The sequence below is a fragment of the Variovorax boronicumulans genome, assembly GCF_009811375.1.
Taxonomy (GTDB): domain Bacteria; phylum Pseudomonadota; class Gammaproteobacteria; order Burkholderiales; family Burkholderiaceae_C; genus Variovorax; species Variovorax boronicumulans.
Map to the genome: position 1 here is coordinate 2,331,024 of NZ_BKDH01000001.1, position 15,057 is coordinate 2,346,080.

Sequence of the window (15,057 nt, forward strand, 5' to 3'; positions counted from 1 at the left end):
TGTTCGAGAACGGGGCGGCTACTGCTGGCCGGGCGCGATGCCCGCGCGCGCAAAGGCGGCCTGCGACTGGGCGCCGTTCATGTAGACGTCCTTGCGTGTCACCTCGCCGGCGTCGTTGACGTCGACCACGTCGAGCATCTCGACGCGCGCGGTGAACGACTGCCCTGCCGTGTCCTTCAGCGGCAGCACCATCACCCACTCCAGCACCCAGTGCCGCGCGCCGAACAGGCTGCGCCGCAGCTCGAAGCTGAAGGGATAGCGGGCGAACACGCCGACGCAGTACTGGCGCAGCGCCTCGCGCCCGCGCACCGGCGCGGAACCGTCGTGCAACCAGTAGGTCGTGTCTTCGGAATGCAGCGACGCGATGCGGTCGGGGTCGCGCGTTTCCCATCCGACGTGGTAGCGCGCGAACAACGCTTCGGTCCCCAGGGCGGGGTCGGCGGGATCGGTCTTGCCAGGAAACGCCATGTCTGTCTCCATCGGATGCGATGGAGAAAATTTACCGACCCAAAGTCGGTTTGTCAATCCGGGTGCGAATCCGACCCGTGTTGCTGCAGCCCGCACAGCATGGTTTCGAGCAACCGGCAGTGCAGCTGCACGGCGGCCACCGGGTCTTGCGCCGCCCCGCAGGCCAGCGCCGCTTCGGCCACCGCACCGGCGATGAGCCGCGTGGCGGCCTCGATCTCTTCGGGTGGCGTGCCCGCCGGCATGATGGCCACGAGCCCGGTGCGGATCGAGTCCATGAAGTGGCGGTCGTCGATGCCGCGCCAGCGCTCCCAGCCGAGCACCACGGGCCCGTCGACCAGGATCAGCTGGCGCAGGCCTTCCTGCGTGGCCGCTTCGAGGTAGATGCGCAGGTTGGTCGCGATGGTGTGGGGCGAACGATGCCCTTCGATGCGCTGGATGCGCGTGCCGAGTTCCGCTGCCAGCTCGGCCTGCACCGCATCGAGCACGGCCTCGAAGACATCGTGCTTGGCGCGGAAGTGGTGATACAGGCCGCCCTTGGCGATCCCCGCGCCGGCCGCGATGTCGTCGATGCTGACCGCCGCGAACCCCCGCTCGATGAACAGCTGTCGCGCCGAGGCGAGGATGGCCCCGACGGTGGTTGCGCTGCGCTTGGCCTGCTGGACCATGTGCGTCTTTCTCCTCGATGGCTGCTGCGCCACGTGAACACGCGGGCAGTATGGCACGCAGCATCGGCCCGGCAGGCCCGGGCGCAGCGCTGTCTCCGGCTCAACCTGCCGGCTGCGCCACCTTGCTCCAGGCCTCGTACAGGTCTTCGTCGCTTTCGTCGCGCACCGGCAGCGAATGCAGCTTCATCTCGCGCTGCTCCAGCGGCCGGGCGATCTCGACGTAGCCGCGCGCGGCCGACAGGTCGAAGGGCTCGCCGTCCTCGTTCGAGTAGGCGTAGAACACCTCCTTCACGCCCGACAGGTACATCGCCGTCAGGCACATCGAGCACGGGTAGCCGCTGGCGTACACGGTGCAGCCCGACAGGTCGGTGCTCTTCAGGGCCTTGGCGGCGGCGCGCACGGCCTGCATCTCGGCGTGGGCCGAAGGGTCGCACAGGGCGTCCACTTCGTTGACGGCGGTGGCAATGACCTTGCCGTCGCGCGCGATCACGGCGCCGAAAGGCCAGGTCTTGCGTTCGCGGATGTTGCCCATGGCGAGGCGGATGGAGTCGAGCAGGTACGCGCCTGCGTGGGGGTCATGGGATGTGGTCATTCAGAAAAAACTCCCGCGGTCAGCTGCCGCGATAGGTGGAAAAAAACCAGGGGGCGCACAGCATCGGCACGTGGTAGTGCTGCGCGGCGTCGGCGATGGCGAAGCGCACGGGCACCACGTCGGACAGCGCATCGGCCGCCTTGAAGTGGTCCCCGACGTGGAACTGCAGCTCGAACTGTCCGGTGCGTGCCGAAGCGGCGGCCAGCATGGGCGCGTCGGTGCGGCCGTCGGCGTTGGTGCGCGTGCTGTTCAGGCGCGTCGGCGGCGTGGTCGCCACGTCGTAGAGGTCGACCTTCAGCCCGACGAGCGGGCGGCCGGTGGTGATGTCGAGCACGTGGGTGGTGATGCCGGTCATACGAAGAAAACTCCTTGCAGACGATGGGAACGAACGGGGCCTGCTTGGTCAGCTGCCGCGCGAGTAGGTGTAGCTCCACGGGCCGAACTGGATCGGCAGGTGGATGCGCTCGGCCACGTTGGCCACGCGGATGCGCACCGGCAGCTTCGACAGGAACGGCGGCGTGGGCAGGCGCGACTGCTTGCGCGCGAAGTACTCGTCCACGTGCAGCAGCAGCTCGTAGTCGCCGGCGCGGTAGCTGTCGCCGATCAGCAGCGGCTCGTCGGAGCGGCCGTTGCCGTTCATGGTCACGGTGCGCAGCAGCTTGAAGCCGTCGCCCTCGCGCACCGAGAGATCGATACGCAGGCCGGTCGCCGCGGCGCCGTGGAAGGTGTCCAGCGCATGCACGGTCAGGCGCGGGCTCACGCCGTGCAGCACGATCGGGCCGCTGGCCTGGGCCGGGCCGGCGGGCGCGGCCGTTGTTTGTGCAACAGCACCGTGCGGCGCCAGGGCTGCGGCGCCGAGCGCGAGGCCCGACAGCGCGAAGCGACGGCGTGCGGGCAGGGAAATTTCTTTCTCAGGCATGGACCGCTCCTTGGGAGATGGACGCACCCAGCAGCGTGTCGATGCGACCGCGGGTGATCAGGCCGATCTGCGTCAGCGCCGCGCGGCGCTCGGCTTCGGTGGACTCGGCGGCGCGGCTGCGCAGCGCCTCGAAGATCTGGCCCTTGGTGCTGCGGCGCACCGCGATGATGAAAGGAAAGCCGTGCCGCTCGCGGTACACGCGGTTCAGCCGCTGGATCTCGGCCATCTCTTCGCGGGTCAGGGCGTTCAGCCCTGCACTGCCCTGCTCGCCGACCGACTCGGCAGTCATCGTGCCGGCCTGGGCTTCGCGGCCCGCCAGCTCGGGGTGGCCGCACAGGAAGGCCAGCTGCTGGGCGTCGGGCGCACGGCGCACCACGTCGAGCATGGCTTCGTGCAGCGCGTCGATGGTGGCGAAGGGCCGCAGCGACCAGGCCGAGCGTGCGACCCAGGGCGAGTTCTCGAAAGTCGGCCCGAGTGCGGCGACGAACGCGTCGCAGTCCATGGCGTTGAGCGCCTGGAGATCAAAACGATGGGCGTGGGAAGGCATGGAGAGCATCTCCTTTGTATTCAGACAGTCGGACGAAGGGGTGGAAGGAATCAGCGCGCGGGCGTCTTGTGCAGGCGCGGCACGAACAGCAGGATCAGCACGGTGGCGCAGATCTCGACCGCCGCGACCACATACAGGCCCGGCGCCAGGCTGCCGGTGGCGGTCTTGATGAGGCCCAGCATCCACGGCGCGCCGAAGCCCGCGAGGTTGGCGATCGAGTTGATCAGCGCCACGCCGCCGGCGGCTGCGGTGCCGGCCAGGAAGCGGTTGGGCATCTGCCAGAACACGGGAATCGCGCTCATGGTGCCGACGATGGCCAGCGTGAGGCCGGCCAGCACCAGGGCCGGGCTCTGGCGCAGGAACAGCGCCACCACCAGCAAGGCCCCCGAACCCAGCGCCGCGGCCAGCGCGCAGTGGTAGCGCGACTCCTGGTGGCGGTCGGAGTGGAAGCCGTTCCAGATCATGCCGGCCGCGCCGCACAGGTAGGCGCCGGCCATGATCCAGCCCACGGTCAGCGGGTTGGTGAAGCCGATCTCTTTCACCAGCGTCGGGCCGTAGAAGGTGAGCGACGAGTTCGCCGCGATGATGCAGAAGAAGATCAGGATCAGCAGCCAGAACTTGCCGTTCTTCAGCGAGGCCAGCATGCTGTGCTCGCGGTGGCCCAGCGTCTTGCGGTCGCGTTCCAGGTCGTCGTGCACCAGCTGGCGTTCACGCGCCGTGAGCCAGTGGGCCTGCTCGGGCCGGTCGGTCAGGTAGAAGTAGGTGGCGATGCCGGCCAGCACCGAGGGAATGCCCTCGAGCAGCAGCACCCACTGCCAGCCGGCCCAGCCGTTCACGCCATGCATGTTGTTCATGATGGTGCCGGCCAGCGGCCCGCCGATCACGCCCGCGAAGGCCGAGGCCGACATGAACATGCCGAAGGCCTTGGCGCGCCGGCTGTCAGGGAACCAGTAGGTCAGGTACAGGATGATGCCGGGGTAGAAGCCCGCCTCGAACACGCCCAGCAGGAAGCGCAGCAGGTAGAACATCTCGGTGCTCTTCACGAACATCGTGGCGATCGAGGTCAGGCCCCAGCCGATCGTGATGCGCATGATGGTCTTCTTGGCGCCGATCTTCTGCAGCAGCAGGTTGCTGGGCACCTCGAAGAAGAAGTAGCCCAGGAAGAAGATCCCCGCGCCCAGCCCGTAGGCCGCCTCGCTCCACTTCAGGTCGTCCAGCATCGTCAGCTTGATGAAGCCGATGTTGACCCGGTCGATCCAGGCCAGCACCCACAGCAGCATCAGGAAGGGAATCAGGCGGAAGATGATCTTGCGGTAGATGCCGTCCAGTTCCGCCGTGGCGGTGTGTTCCCGGACTGGCGCCATCGTGGCGTCCATGCTCATGGTTGTCTCCATTTCTAGGTGTGGACGGGACGCGCCGCCTGGGACCTTCTGTGGGTCCGCTTGCGGCTGCCGTTCCCGCTGGTGGCGAACTGTAGGCAGATATCGCGGCCCCGGATCACGCTCTCTAGAATGTGCGGCATAACGGTTTGCCATGATGGTGCTGCCGCCGGCAACGCCTCTTTTCTCCGCCCTGCCGCCATGTCACGCTCCCACGCTCCCGTCGACACCTACCTGCTGCGCGTGCTGGTCGCCCTGGTGGCCGAACGCAGCGTCTCCCGGGTGGCCGTGCGGATGAACCAGACCCAGCCCGCCATCAGCACCGCCCTGCGCCGGCTGCGCGAGGTGTTCGCCGACCCCATCCTGGTGCGCGAGCGCAGCGGCATGGTGCCCACCGAGCGGGCGCTGCAGCTGCGCGACCGCGCGCGCGGCGCGCTGCTCGAGATCGACCGCATGCTCTCGGGCCCCGAGCAGTTCGAGCCCGCCTCGAGCGCGATGACCTTCCACCTCGCGCTGCCCGACTACCTGGCGATGAGCTTCCTGGCCGACGTGACCACGCGGTTCCGTGCCGAGGCGCCGCACGCGCGGCTGGTGGTGCACCCGCTGAGCGTCACCTACGACTACGAGCGCGCGCTGGCCCAGGGCGAGCTCGACATCGTCATCGGCAACTGGCCGCAGCCGCCCGACCGGCTGCATCTGTCGCTGCTGCTCGAAGACGACCTGATGTGCCTCATGGGCAAGAACAACCCGCTGGCCGCCAAGGGCGCCATGACGATGGAGCGCTACATCGCCGCGCGCCACGTGGTGCCCACGCCGTATGCGGCGTCGCAGCGCGGCGTGGTCGAGACGCACCTGGCCACCTTGCGCCAGACGCGCGAGGCCTGCATTGCCGTGCCCTACTTCACCGTGGCACCGCACCTGCTGGTGGGCACCGACCTGGTCTTCACCACCGCGCGCCATTTCGCGATGCAGTTCGTGCACACGCTGCCGCTGGTGGCGGTGCCCGCGCCGCAGGGCTTTCCGCGCATGCGCTTCTACCAGCTGTGGCACGACCGCTCGCAGCACGAGCCGGCGCACCGCTGGCTGCGCGGCATCCTGGCGGCGGTGGCGTCGGGGCTGGCGCGGCCCGATGCGGCGGAAGTCACCGCACCCGCAAGCGCCTAGGCTGACTGCCTTTCGCTCAGGCGGCCGAACCCGGCGCAGCGGCCCCGCTCCCCCACGCGCGCTCCCCTGCCCTTCGGACGGGTTCCCGCTGCCGGCGCCTGTTCTCTCCCGGCGCGCTGGCCGTGCTGCTCAACCGGTAGCCCTGCCCCGGAACGGTTTGCAGCTCCAGCCCATGGCGTCCGGCGCCCAGGCCGAGCTTGCGGCGCAGGCCGCACACGTTCGTGGAAAGCACCCCGGAGCCGCAGCGATGGCCACTGTCCCAGACCAGCGCGCGCAGCGCGTGGTGGGTCAGGATCTGATCGACGTTCCTGAACAGCACGATGGCCAGGTCGAACTCATTGGGCGTCAATTCGACCCGGATGCCGGCCACCTGCGCGTTGTCCGCGGACAGGTCGAAGCGGAACGCACCCCATTCGACGAACTGGCCCGCCACCCGTGCCCGGTGCCACTGCAGGAAGCACCGCATCAGCAGGTACGCCTCTTCGAACGAAGACGGCGTCACCTCCACGTGGTCGGATTCGCGTGCATGCAGGACCGCCAGTTCACGCAGACCGCGCTTGCCGCCGCTCAGGACCAAGGGGCACGCCGGGCCCACCTGCTCCCGCACCTGGGCGATCAGTGCGCCCGCGGCGCCGGCGTCCACCGGGCAGGCCACCACCACGGCGTCGAAGCGAAGGTGGAGGTAGCGGCACGCCTGCATCAATTCCAGTGCGCTGGTGAAGACCAGCGGCCAATGGCCGAGCCTGCGGATGGCCCGCCCCATCTGCCGTCGGGGCCGCAGCTCCGGGTCGATCACCGCAATGGTGGCGCACGCGGTCTCGCCGCTCATGAGGGGCAGCCGCAGCGTGGAGGGGATGGCGGTGTGGAGGGTGCAATGACTCTGCTTCAAGGATCACTCCAGATGTGGATGGATGGATCGGATGTCGAATCGCCTTGTGGGCGAGTTGACGGGGTGGCCTGCGCGCCGGATGGCGGGCTAGCGGCCCAGAACTTCGAAACGCCCCGCGCCTTCCCAGGTGCTCTCGGCCGCGACGCGCGTGGCAGCAACTCCCACGAAGGGCTCGATCTCGAGCTGCACCGTCAGGCGTTGGCCCTGGGCCAGGCCCGCACCGTCCATGGGCGACATCCGGTCGCCGGGCCGAAGGAACGACGAAGGGGCCGAGCCCGTGGCGTCCGCCTGCGATGCGGCCAGGCGAACCGGCTTGCCATCGAGCTGCGCCTGCACGACCCGCAGGGTGAAGCGGCCGTTTCCGGCAAACCGGAAGCCCGAGTCGTCCGCTGCCGCGCCCTGGAACGACAGCGCCATCGCCGTGCGTTCGGCGCACACCGCCGTGAGCGTCACCAGGCGCTTGCCCAGCGAGGCGCGGGCGGGGTCGGGCTGGCGCTCCAGCAGCTGTGCGCGGGTCATCCGTCCGTAGTCGACGAGCGACTCGCTCAGTTGCGCATCGCAGCGTGCCGAGGCTTGTGCATGCGCCGGCGTTCCTTCCAGGGCGCAAAGCGCGGCAAACGCCATGCCGAACAGCGCGCTGTTCCGGCGCAGGTTTTTCATCGTGATCATTGGTGTGCTTCCATGGCCGTGCAGGTGGCATCGGCCGATTCAAAGTAGGCGGAGGCGTCGGGCTTTTCCGGCAGCGAAAACGCGAGCCTGCAACTGCCGCCATTCGACAGCGTGACCCGCAGGTCCGCGCCGTCCCGCACGTCGGGCAGAAAGACCTGCCCGCCGTCGACGACCGAGGTGACGTACTGGTTGTCGTTATCGACCACCGCCCCGCCCTTCTCGAGCGCCTGCCCTGCAGGACCGACGGCCTTCAGCAGCACCCGGCGGGCGTTGACCACGCCGAAGCGGATGTGGTTCACCGACCCGCGGCCCGCATCGAGCTCCTGGTAGCCGTTCACCAGGTCGACGTTGCGAGGCAGCGACCGGGTCGCGATCTCCAGTCGGCTCGTGTGGTACGGGAACAGCTGCGGGGCCACCGCGCGCCCCCAGGCATCGGTCCACACCGGGCCTTGCGGCGTGCCGATCCGGACGCCGGACACGCCGCCCACCGAGACGATGCCGAAGGTGTCCTGCACGGGGTACGGCGAGAACGTGATGCCGTCCTTGTGGGCGACGATGCCGCCTTGCAGTTGCCCGCTGTAGGTGGTGCTCGATCCGTTGCGCGAGAAGCCCACGTTGACCTGTGTGTAGCGCGGCAGCAGGCTCAGGCGCCCAGCGAAGTCGTTGCGCCCGTCGCGGCTGTCCCGCTCGGCCGAGACCTGGTAGCTCGTGGTGTCGTCGATGCGCTCGTTGAGCGTGACGCCGGCGCGGGTCCGGTCGTCGTAGCGGTTGACGTACGTCTTGACCGTCTTCGAGCCCAGCGGAATGCTCACCGTGACATAGGCCGCATGCCGGTTGTCGAAGCGCCCCAGGTCGCCGGTGCTGCGTTCCACGTTGAGCGATACCGTCGCGTGCGGGAACGATTTCACCCACGAGCCGATCACGCGCTGGATGTGGCGTCCGTCGAAGCTCGAGGAGGCCGAATAGGCCAGCCGGAAACCGCCAAGGCTCGCGTGGGTCCAACCGACAGAGCCCGTGTACTGGCCCTTGTAGCGCTGGCGTGTCCAGCGGGTGTCGAACAGGTCCGGGTTCACCGTGTCCGCCAGGTCGCGAAAGCCCCGGGTCTGTTGCGTGGCGCTCATCGACGCCGACAAGGCGGGCGAGATCACGCTGCTCACCGACGCGTTGACCTGCGTGCCGCGCACGCCCTCCCCTGCGGCGTTGGACACGGCCTGGCGAAACCCCGCCATCGTGCCCGGAACCACCATGCGATTCACGGCCCATGCCGCGGCCTGGTAGCGCGAGGCCGCCATGGCACCCGCCGTCAGGTGCGTGCGCTTGTCCAGTGCCCAGGTGCCGGTGCCGGTCGCGACCCAGGGCTTGTCCTGCCGGTCGCCGTGGCCGTACGGGCGGTAGCGGCCGACCGCGAACGAGTAGCCGGCTGTCGTGCGAAGCGCGGTCGCGCCCAGGGCGGCCGCTGGCACGGTGAACGGCCGGCGGGAACCGTCGGCCTCGATGACCGTGACCTCCAGGTCGCTCGCGCCGCTGAGCAACGGCAGGCCCGTCAGCGAGAACGGCCCCGGCGGGACGACCGTCGAGTAGATGAGCGCGTGGTTCTGCCGCACCTCGACGCGGGCCTGCGTGTGGGCGATGCCTTCGACCACGGCGCCGTTGTCGCGTGCGTCCGCGCGCAGGGCCTCTTCCGGGACGATCTGCACGCCCAGGATCGGATCGCCCGGGAAGATCGAGCTGGCGATGGTGATCTGGCCGCCCTGCACCGTGGCGCCCAGGCCGGTCAGCGTCTTCTGGCCGTAGGCATACAGGTGCTGGAGCTTTTCCTTGCCGTTGTTCGACGTGTAGCTCTGGCGGCTGCGAAAGATCCAGTCGCCGACGTTCAGGCCGGCCTCGGTGCCCAGCGAATGGAAGCTGCTGGTGCCCCCGGCATGGCGGCTGTCCATCGTCAGCAGGTCGTAGTTCAGCAGGCCGGCGACGCCGCCGCTGCTGAAGGTGTCGGCCCGCTCGCGGGCCCGGAACGCATCGGTCGGCACGATGAGGCGGACCTCGTCCCTGCCGGGGCGCAGCTCGACGATCGTGCTGGGAAACTGGCGCTGGAATTCATCGCAGGCCGTGGCGCCCGCAGCTGCGTCATCCGCCCCCGTCTCGCTGCCCGTGACGAGGCCGGCCTTGTCCCGCAACGTCTCGTCGAAGCACAGGCGGCCCTCCGCATCGAAGGTGGCAGGCACCAGCCCGCGCCGCTCGCCGTTGACGAACAGCGTCACCACGCTCGTCCCGACGCGAAAGCGGGCTTCGTGGCGAAAGTAGTCCGCCAGCTTCGGGTCGATGCCGCGCTGCCTGAGCACGTCCAGGTCGAAGCCGGCGACCTGCTTCTCCTTGATGAACTGCTCGAGGGCGTCGGCGCGCTCCTCGCCGGCCAGGGCAAAGGCCGAGGGAGACACCAGCAGCACGCAGAGCGCCGCCGGCAGGCCGACCGAAGCGCCTTTCGTGCGCCCGCCCACGGCGGCCGCAGCCACCGGCGAGCGGCGGTGAACTCGGCCCGGGGCGCGCCCGCGCGGCCGGTGGGCGGCCGCCGGGGCCGCGGTGCGGAAGGACAACCCAGCCATCGTCAGTGCGCCGCGAGCCTGACGTCGTAGCGGGCCACGGTGAAGCCATACACCGTCGCAGGCACCATCCGCACCGTGGCGGCCCCCTTCGCAGCGGCCGGCAGGGGCACTTCCACCGTCTCACCGGGCAGCACATAGGGGCGTGGCAATTCGACCGTCGCGGTCGACGGCAGCAACTGGACCTCGGTGGCCATGCGCACCACGTACGGGCTGTCGTTCACGACGCGCAGCGTGCCGGTCCCGACCGACCACTTCAGTCGCTTCCATGGCTGGTCGTCCTTGGCCAGGCCCTTGGGGTGGATCAGCACCGGCAGGTTCTGGCGCACGTTCATGGTCACGCGCAGGCCCGGTTCCGTGTTCTTCGGCGGAATGCCTTCGAAGATCACGCGCCGCAGGCGTTGCGTCTTCAGCGGCTCCTTGGTCTGCAGCAGAAAGCGCACGAGCTGTGTTTCGCCCGGCTCGACCCGGGCGACCGGAGGGGTCACGATCAGCAGGGTGTCGTCGTCCCCGGGAATGCCCGTCAGCGACGTGAACATGAGCGCCGGCTTGGCGTCCGTGTTCTTGACGTTGATGCTGGCTTCGCCATCGCTCTCGTTGACGATGACGACCGAGGTCTCCGGCAGCATGCCCGCGGCATGCAGCGGCAGCGGGGCAAGGCCCGCAATCAATGCGGTCGAGGCGGACAGTGCGAAAACAAATCTGGCAGGGATGAAGTTCACGGTTCTCTTTCCTGTGGTCGGACGAGCGCGTCCGCCGTCTCGAAAGGGGCGCTTTCGAGAAGAGTCAAAAATGGGGAGGGACCGGCGGGCTGTTCGCCAGCCGTGGCACCAGGGGTGGCACCGCGTCGATCCCGAACGGTCCGGACGCGATGCCGAAGGGTCCTCAATGCCGCAGCGGGCTCGAGAACGGGATGTCCCGGAAAGGATTGCGCCAGGCGCCCTGCCCGGCACAACCCTGTATCGGGCGGAAGGTCCGGCCGATACAGCCGTGTGGCTTACAGGTAGACGAGTTCGAACGTCGACAGGCCGTCCAGCGGGATCGCGTGGGTCAACGGCAAGTTGCTGCTCTTGTCGATGGCGGTCACCACGCCGATCGTGGTCGTGACGGACTTGTGGGGATTCGGCGTCGTGGTCGTGGCGCTGTTGACGGCCCCAATGAGCCTGCTCCCATCAGCGACCAGGGTAGATGAGCCAACTTGGCTCCAGCTGGTACCGCCGTTATCGCTCTGAACGATATACGCGCCGCCTTCACTGGTGATCAGACCCAAGAGCTTCAACGAATAGGCGCCAATCTTCTTGCCATCCGAAGTGCCCAAGCCGAGCTTCATGTTCGGGGCGGCCCCCTTGATCGTTTCAAGCGAAGTGATCGCGCTCGCGGCGCGTTCGTCAATCACCTTGAAGCCGAACCGCGTAGGCGCATCGCAGGTCATGATCAGTTCGATCGACTTTTCCGCGAGCGTGGTCTGGGCCGTCGGATTCAGCGAGCTGGCGGGAATGTTGCCGTAGTCGACCACGCCTCCGCCCGTGAAAACGGGCGTGCAAGGGGATGGCGTGATGGTGCCGGCGATCCGGAGCTCGGCACTGTCGGCGCTCGCCTGGCCGGGCACGACCATCACGGCGGCCGCGCAGGCGGCAGCGGCAAGAGTTGCAATTTTCCTCACAGATGTTTCCTCAAGAACTTCAAAAGAGATTTCAACGAAGGATTGGTTGAAGCCCGTCCATGGTCCCGAAACGCGGCCTTTGACGGCGGAAGAATCGAGAATGGAAATGGACGAGCGGGCTGTTCGTCAGCCGCTGCTTACAGGTAGATGAGTTCGAAGGTCGACAGGCCATCCAGCGGGATCGCGTGGGTCAACGGCAGGTTGCTGCCCTTGTCGATGGCGGTCGTCACACGGATGTCCGTCGTGGCAGACTTGTGAGCATTCGGCCCCGATCCCCCGTTGTTGACGAATGCGATGAGTCTGCGCCCATCAGTCATCAGGCCGCCAGTGTTGAGGTTTCCCCAGGTGGCGCCGCCGTTCGCGCTAAAAATGGGTTTCGCGAGTCCTCCATCGGCGGTCGCACCCACAATCTGCATCGAATAGGCGCCAATCTTCTGGCCATCCGAAGTGCCCAAGCCGAACTTCGTTTCCGGCTCCCCCACACCCGTTTGAAGCGAAGTGACCGCGGTTCCTGCGCGTTCATCGATCGTCCTGAAGCCGAACAGCACAGGCGCATCGCAGGTCATGCCAAGTTGGATCGATTTCTCCGGGAGATTGGTCTGGGCCGTCGGGCTCAGCGACTTGGCAGGAATCTTGCCGTAGTCGACCACGCCATCGCCTGCGAAAACGAGCGCGCAAGCAGTCGGCGTGATCGTGCCGGCGATCCGGAGCTCGGCACTTTCGGCGCTCGCCTGCCCGGGGACGAACAACACGGCGACCACGCTGGCGACGGCGGCGAAAGTTGCAATTTTCTTCATAAATATTTCTTCAAGAAATTCAAAAAAGATTTCAACGAAGGATTCGTTGACACCCGCCAAGGCCCCGCAACGCTGCCCCTGGCGACAGACGAAACAAGAGCGGAAATGAATCGGCGGGCTGTTCGCCAGTCGCTGCTTACAGGTAGACGAGTTCGAACGTCGACAGGCCATCCAGCGGGATCTGCTGGGTCAGCGGCAGGTTGCTGCCCTTGTCGATGGCGGTCACCACACGGATATCGGCCGTGACAGACGTGTGAGCATTCGGCGCAGTTCCCGAGCCGGTGAGGAATGAAACGAGCTTGCTCCCATCGCCCACCAGGCCGATCTGGCCAAAGGCCACCCAGGTAGCGCCGCCGTTCCCGCTCTCAAGGGAAACCGCGGGACCGTCATCAGCGGTCTGACTCACAAGCTGCAACGAATATGCGCCAATCTTCTTGCCGTCTACAGCGCCCAGGCCGAATTTCTTGTTCGCGGCATGCCCCGCGATCGTTTCCAGCGAAGTGACCGCGGTGGCAGCGCGTTCGTCGACCACCTTGAAGCCGAACAGCACAGGCGCTTCGCAGGTCATGCCAAGTTGGATCGATTTCTCCGGGAGATTGGTCTGGGCCGTCGGGCTCAGCGACTTGGCGGGAATCTTGCCGTAGTCGACCACGCCACCGCCTGTGAAAACGAGCGTGCAAGCAGTGGGCGTGATCGTGCCGGTGATCCGGAGTTCGGCGCTTTCGGCGCTCGCCTGGCCGGGGACGAACATCACGGCGACCACGCTGGCGACGGCGGCAAGGGTTGCAATTTTCTTCACAAGTATTTCCTCAAGAAATTCAAAAAAAGATTTCAACGAAGGATTCGTTGACACCCGCCAAGGCCCCGCAACGCTGCCCCTGGCGGCAGAAGAAACAAGAGCGGAAATGAATTGGCGGGCTGTTCGCCGGTCGCTGCTTACAGGTAGACGAGCTCGAAGGTCGACAGGCCATCCAGCGGGATCTTCTGGGTCAGTGGCAGGTTGCTGCCCTTGTCGATGGCGGTCACCACACGGATGTCGGCCGTGATGGCGGTGTGGGCGCCTGGCACCGTTCCCGTGGCACTGGCGGCGAACGCAACGAGCGTGCCGCCGTCGCCGGTCATGCCGCCCGCAAAGTCCGACCAGGTGGCTCCGCCGTCCACGCTGTTGATGTGTTTGGTGCTGCCTTGATCGGCCGTCTCTTTCGTGATCTGCAACGAATAGGCGCCGATGTTCTTGCCATCCACGGCGCCCAGGCCGAACTTCGCGTTCGTGGCATACCCCGGGATGGTTTCCAACGCGGCGACCGCCGTCGCAGCGCGTTCGTCGATCACCTTGAAGCCGAACAGCGCGGGCGAATCGCAGGTCAGCGTCAGTTGGGTCGACTTGTCCGCGAGCGTGGTCTGGGCCGTCGGGTTCAGCGAGCTGGCGGGAATGTTGCCGTAGTCGACCACGCCGCCGCCCGTGAAGACGGGCGTGCACGCGGCCGGAATGATGGTGCCGGTGATCCGCAGTTCGGCGCTTTCGGCGCTTGCCTGGCCGGGCACGAACATCACGGCAGCCGCGCAGGTGGCAGCGGCAAGGGTTGCAATTTTCTTCACTGGTATTTCCTCAAGAACTTCAAAAAAAAGGGTCAACGAAGGATTCGTTGAAACCCACCCATGGCCTCGAAACGATGCGTTGGACTGCACCGCAACGAACCCAATCCAACCGCCGATGCGTCGGGTTTCGCGTTGCAAGGGCCTTGCGCCTCTTGCAGCGAGCGCCCTTGAAAGTGCGCACGAAAAGCGTGTGAGCGGCGGCGTGTTTTGCTCCGATGAATTGTTCTTTTTGGGTGCTTTTCCCGATATAGAAATGCAACGAAAAATCGGGGGGTCGACTTAGGGATCGTTCGAAAATTCGAACCCGGAGCGGCGCGGGCTCGCGCGGCATGCGCTCACGCATCCCCTCGTTGTGATGGTGTCGACGTGGGGGCGAGCGGCCTACGATCCGCCCACTGGGAGGGTCCTCATGGCACACCACCTCGCCGCGCAGCCGCTTCGCCTGATGGTGCTCGACGACCACGCGGTCGTCCGGCATGGCCTGATCGCAAGATTGGCGGACGAGCCCGACCTGTCGGTGGTCGGCAGCCATGCCACCAGTCGCGAACTGCTCGATGCCCTGGCCACCGTGGCGGCCGATGTCGTGCTCGTGGATTTCTCGCTCGGGCCTTCGGACATCGACGGGCTCAACCTCCTGCGGGCGCTGAAGGTGCGGCATCCGCGCAGCCGGACGATCGTCATCTCCGCGCACTACAGCGCGGCCACCGTGGCGCTGGCGCTGAAGGCCGGCGCGCGCGGCTATGTCGGAAAGAGCCAGGAACTGGACGAGCTGGTGGCGGCCGTGCGCACGGTGGGCAAGGGCCGCATCCACCTGCATCCCGACATGGCAGCGGACATCGCGACCTTTTCCGAGGCCGCGTCGCCCCACACCGACGCCGAGGCGCTCACGAAGAACCCGCTGCTGTCCCCACGCGAGCGCGAGGTGCTGCGCTGCTGCCTGGAAGGCCTGTCGGTCACGCAGATCGCCGCGAAGTTCTCCCGCAACGTGAACACCATCAGCACGCAGAAGCACGCGGCGTTCCGCAAGCTGGGCATCCGCACGGACAACGAGCTGTTCAAGATCCGCCACCAGCTGGACAAGACATGAACCCCTGGCGCGCTCTCGGGCG

The 15,057-nt window shown here is 67.2% G+C and carries 17 protein-coding genes; 2 read left to right on the forward strand and 15 right to left on the reverse strand.

Going from position 1 to position 15,057, the window contains the following annotated elements; genetic code table 11:
• Positions 1-18: 18 nt before the first annotated feature.
• The 7 genes from VHAB30_RS10630 to VHAB30_RS10660 form a co-directional block, all read right to left on the reverse strand.
• Positions 19-468 (reverse strand): nuclear transport factor 2 family protein, encoded by a 450-nt coding sequence (locus tag VHAB30_RS10630; protein WP_159277012.1) that lies wholly within the window; start codon positions 466-468, stop codon positions 19-21.
• A 53-nt stretch (positions 469-521) separates the two neighbouring features.
• Positions 522-1,133: a TetR/AcrR family transcriptional regulator gene (locus VHAB30_RS10635; RefSeq protein ID WP_159277013.1), complete on the reverse strand. Its 612-nt coding sequence runs from the start codon at positions 1,131-1,133 to the stop codon at positions 522-524.
• A gap of 100 nt (positions 1,134-1,233) precedes the next feature.
• A complete protein-coding gene (locus VHAB30_RS10640; RefSeq protein WP_159277014.1) occupies positions 1,234-1,725 on the reverse strand; it encodes a nucleoside deaminase in 492 nt (163 codons plus the stop codon).
• Between the two features lie 19 nt (positions 1,726-1,744).
• Positions 1,745-2,080, reverse strand: a complete 336-nt coding sequence (gene uraH, locus VHAB30_RS10645) for a hydroxyisourate hydrolase (RefSeq protein ID WP_062472877.1) — start codon at positions 2,078-2,080, stop codon at positions 1,745-1,747.
• Positions 2,081-2,128: 48 nt separating this feature from the next.
• The gene (locus VHAB30_RS10650) at positions 2,129-2,644 is read right to left on the reverse strand and encodes a hydroxyisourate hydrolase (protein WP_095947649.1); all 516 of its coding nucleotides are present in this window, start codon (positions 2,642-2,644) and stop codon (positions 2,129-2,131) included.
• Complete coding sequence (gene uraD, locus VHAB30_RS10655) at positions 2,637-3,191, reverse strand: 2-oxo-4-hydroxy-4-carboxy-5-ureidoimidazoline decarboxylase (protein WP_159277015.1); 555 nt, start codon at positions 3,189-3,191, stop codon at positions 2,637-2,639. The genes VHAB30_RS10650 and uraD overlap by 8 nt, the downstream gene beginning before the upstream one ends.
• Positions 3,192-3,241: 50 nt before the next feature.
• Positions 3,242-4,573: an MFS transporter gene (locus VHAB30_RS10660; protein ID WP_070060608.1), complete on the reverse strand. Its 1,332-nt coding sequence runs from the start codon at positions 4,571-4,573 to the stop codon at positions 3,242-3,244.
• Between the two features lie 198 nt (positions 4,574-4,771).
• Here VHAB30_RS10660 and VHAB30_RS10665 point away from each other — a divergent pair, with 198 nt between their 5' ends.
• The gene (locus VHAB30_RS10665; protein WP_159277016.1) at positions 4,772-5,734 is read left to right on the forward strand and encodes a LysR family transcriptional regulator; all 963 of its coding nucleotides are present in this window, start codon (positions 4,772-4,774) and stop codon (positions 5,732-5,734) included.
• 16 nt (positions 5,735-5,750) lie between these two features.
• Here VHAB30_RS10665 and VHAB30_RS10670 read toward each other — a convergent pair whose 3' ends face one another.
• From VHAB30_RS10670 to VHAB30_RS10705, 8 genes are all read right to left on the reverse strand, one after another.
• The gene (locus VHAB30_RS10670) at positions 5,751-6,623 is read right to left on the reverse strand and encodes a winged helix-turn-helix transcriptional regulator (RefSeq protein WP_159277017.1); all 873 of its coding nucleotides are present in this window, start codon (positions 6,621-6,623) and stop codon (positions 5,751-5,753) included.
• Positions 6,624-6,710: 87 nt separating this feature from the next.
• Positions 6,711-7,292, reverse strand: a complete 582-nt coding sequence (locus VHAB30_RS10675) for a DUF1120 domain-containing protein (RefSeq protein WP_159277018.1) — start codon at positions 7,290-7,292, stop codon at positions 6,711-6,713.
• Positions 7,289-9,883, reverse strand: a complete 2,595-nt coding sequence (locus tag VHAB30_RS10680; RefSeq protein ID WP_159277019.1) for a fimbria/pilus outer membrane usher protein — start codon at positions 9,881-9,883, stop codon at positions 7,289-7,291. The genes VHAB30_RS10675 and VHAB30_RS10680 overlap by 4 nt, the downstream gene beginning before the upstream one ends.
• A gap of 11 nt (positions 9,884-9,894) precedes the next feature.
• A complete protein-coding gene (locus tag VHAB30_RS10685; RefSeq protein ID WP_235926578.1) occupies positions 9,895-10,611 on the reverse strand; it encodes a fimbria/pilus chaperone family protein in 717 nt (238 codons plus the stop codon).
• 275 nt (positions 10,612-10,886) lie between these two features.
• A complete protein-coding gene (locus VHAB30_RS10690; RefSeq protein ID WP_159277020.1) occupies positions 10,887-11,552 on the reverse strand; it encodes a DUF1120 domain-containing protein in 666 nt (221 codons plus the stop codon).
• Positions 11,553-11,689: 137 nt separating this feature from the next.
• A complete protein-coding gene (locus VHAB30_RS10695; protein WP_159277021.1) occupies positions 11,690-12,409 on the reverse strand; it encodes a DUF1120 domain-containing protein in 720 nt (239 codons plus the stop codon).
• Positions 12,410-12,485: 76 nt separating this feature from the next.
• A complete protein-coding gene (locus VHAB30_RS10700; protein ID WP_159277022.1) occupies positions 12,486-13,184 on the reverse strand; it encodes a DUF1120 domain-containing protein in 699 nt (232 codons plus the stop codon).
• Between the two features lie 101 nt (positions 13,185-13,285).
• Positions 13,286-14,086 carry a DUF1120 domain-containing protein gene (locus VHAB30_RS10705; protein WP_159277023.1) on the reverse strand — a complete coding sequence of 267 codons (801 nt, stop codon included), beginning with the start codon at positions 14,084-14,086 and terminating at the stop codon, positions 13,286-13,288.
• A 271-nt stretch (positions 14,087-14,357) separates the two neighbouring features.
• Between VHAB30_RS10705 and VHAB30_RS10710 the strand changes: the two genes are divergently transcribed.
• The gene (locus VHAB30_RS10710) at positions 14,358-15,035 is read left to right on the forward strand and encodes a response regulator transcription factor (RefSeq protein WP_216850707.1); all 678 of its coding nucleotides are present in this window, start codon (positions 14,358-14,360) and stop codon (positions 15,033-15,035) included.
• Positions 15,036-15,057 lie beyond the last annotated feature (22 nt).